The sequence below is a fragment of the Enterovibrio nigricans DSM 22720 genome, assembly GCF_900167155.1.
Lineage (GTDB): Bacteria > Pseudomonadota > Gammaproteobacteria > Enterobacterales > Vibrionaceae > Enterovibrio > Enterovibrio nigricans.
This window is the reverse complement of the sequence record NZ_FUXU01000175.1, coordinates 1-3,079: the sequence shown is the minus strand read 5'-3', so window position 1 is coordinate 3,079 and position 3,079 is coordinate 1. Positions and strand designations below refer to the sequence as shown.

General features: G+C 34.6%; 1 protein-coding gene. It reads right to left on the bottom strand.

What is annotated here, in order from left to right:
• Positions 1 to 254: 254 nt before the first annotated feature.
• Positions 255 to 2,666, bottom strand: coding sequence for a DUF1561 family protein (locus B5D35_RS23250; protein WP_078754773.1), 2,412 nt, complete (start codon positions 2,664 to 2,666; stop codon positions 255 to 257).
• Between the last annotated feature and the right edge of the window lie 413 nt (positions 2,667 to 3,079).

The window sequence follows — 3,079 nt, the reverse complement described above, 5'->3', positions numbered from 1 at the left end:
AAAAGTGACGCCCTTTGAAATCAGTCATGCTTAATAAACGACGAGGAAGGTGACACTAGATTGCCTGAAACTTAAAACTTTGCAACGGAGCCCTATCCGCTTGAACCTACCAACTGTGCTAGGTTCGAGTCAGTTATTTTTGGGTATAAATCAAAATTTGCGACATAACCTATATCCCCGCCCTCATCGGGCGAGGGTTTACAGCGTTTTGCTAATACACCTAATTATTTACAGAGTCGCTATCTGAACTGAAGTCAATTTTCGACCCATTGATAGCATGCACCACCCTCGCTACATTTATTTTCGGCTTTACATGATGATGATGTACTGTAGCGAGGGAAAATTACCCACTCCCATTTATTATTATAATAATTCAAATGTTCACATCTTCCTTTTTCTCTTTTTTTCCATTGAAAACATAGGCCACCATTATCATTACACATATTCGCATTTTCACACGTATTCTTAGAACTGTAATAGTGACCGAAGCTACCATTCCAAAGCCACTCTTTGCCATTTGAGTTATACAAGTGTTGACACTCTGATACAACTGATGGACTGTTTGTTTCATTTAGGTTGCGTGCGCCATAGCAGCGAGAAATTTCACCTGATTCTGTAACGCATAAGTTTTGTATACTATTTTTTTCTTGTGTTTCCGGAGTTAATTTCCCAGTGCCGCGACGTCCATCTTCCCCCTCGCCTGTACAATTGCCAAATGAAACCAAAGGATTACTAACAATCGTTATTGGTCTAATGTTTACTTGGTTAATCAACATTATATTGGAAATGTTACCGAAATTAACATTGTTATGACCATTGATGAAATAAGGAGATCTGGTTTGAAAATAATTAAAAATCGCTTCTGAAGCTGTAGGAAATCTAGCTCTATTATATCTATCCACTCGAGATAGTGTTGCATTTGGTACCGCTACTTCCAACACACTCCATCCATCAGAAAAACGAACCAAAGGAACAGAATGGCTATCTGGTTGATTGTTTGAAAGATAAAATTGAGTCACTACTATTGCCGTAGTGCCTACTGAAGCAGTATCATTCGGTAGTATTGAGTTTATCTGTTGAGTCATATCGTCTGTATAACCCGTAAATCGGAATGTTGAGGGTGATACCTGATAGAAATCTGGAAGAAAATTGTTCTGTGTAGAAACATGTAGTTGTTCAAATCTTGTGTGAAAACTAGTCAAATATTGCTCTTCAGTAATTTGGCCTGCTCTATGCTGATCCGTTAACGCTATGCTATCAGATAAAGCTTCTTGCCAAATAGTTTCCAATGAAGCATAAAGAGCAGGGTATGAATACGATAATTGGTCAACTGCAGTAATTTGCTCAGTGGGATCGAAATAATGACTATTTGGTACACTACCATTCAAAGACTCATAAAATTCTCTTAAAATTTCTAGAGTTTCTAAATAACATGCTCCACATACTCCTAACCCAATATGAACCCCTTGAGTTGGTGATGCTGCAATTGTTAATAAGCGAAGATACCAATCATCTGTAAGGTGGAAGGAATCAGGTAAAACACGTGGTGAAATCGCAGTGTAATTATTGGCTGGTGCAGGGCAATGTTGAGACCTCACCTGCTCGTTGGCCGATAAAAACTCAACCCAATCTGATACTGCGGCGTTGACAAAGAACTCGCTTTTCGATGTGGTAGCTATGTACTCATAGCTTGGTAATGCATCATTAGGAACTGTAAAAGCAATTCCATTAGAGCCACCTCCAACCCATATTTTTAACGGGTTACCTAAATAATCAAAAAACTTCACCATAGCTTCATTATTGTTTTGTTTTTTAATCGGAACCATGTCCCATTGTAATTCTTTTGGTATAAATGAGCTTGTCACAGATGGGCATTTATAATTATTTGATAATTCAGAATACTGCCAAATTTTTTCTTTTTCTTTATTGTTGCTTTTTAAACAAAAAGCAATGCTTTCGTTAGTTCCTGATTTATGTTGGAACGATAGTAGTTTTGTATAGGGTGAGTATAACACACGATAAGAATCATCATTTGTAGTTCTAAAGGCCAAATACGAATCAGATCTATAATTTGAATAGTATTTGTTATTGTTAGCATCCTTATAATTCATAGACAAGGAGAAGTTATATGTTCTTGGTATTGAATAATTATCTATCCACTCGTTGAGATTAGGTGAAATTCTATGATCATGTTTATCATCATTCTTGATACTTATATATAGTTGTTCATTGTAGTTTTTTATTTTAAAATTACCTAAATATGATTTGAAATGCATATCATTCACATACCACTTTTGATAGTTATTTGACATATCACATCTAAACACCCTGACCAGATCGTAGTCGACCTTTTCGTTTATAACACTATCTGGCGCAGTTAAACAATAATCCAATCCATTAATAACTGTAGATATTCTGCCATTCACATCGAATGACCAAGTTTCGTCGGTATCCGAACAATAGTTTATTCCAGTTATAGAGTATTCACTTATTACATATGTAAACGAATCTCTGGGTCTTACTGTGTAGCATCTAGCTGTACCAAGATTAGTTATTACTTTTATTTTTTTTTCGATTATTTCATTTGCTGGAGTGTGATTTTGAAATGCAAAACTGTAATCACAAGATAAAAAAAAGAAAATATATGTTATGATATACCTATTCATCACGTTATCCCTTTATGAGGTGGAATTATATTACGATAAATAACTAAAAACAATAAATTAATGTTATTTTAATGTAATATCTCAACTTTATTATGTCAAATAACTATATAGTAAATTAAAAAGAAATAGATAGAAGTATCTACAGAGGATTAAAGTTATTCTTTTTTCTAGTATTTAATAGACTAACTATCTAAAAATAGGTACTTAGTAAACCATTTAATGTATTTCTTATGGGAATATAACAAATAATTTAGAATTAAACTGTTGTATTTTTGACAGTTTACATATTTTCTCGGCTCTGTTGCAAAGTTTTGGTATTCAGGCAATCTAGGGCTTTGTTGCTTAAATCGATGGAACTAAATCTAGAAGCTACGATCTGATCGGCTACACCCATCAATCGTCGTAGTCTCATG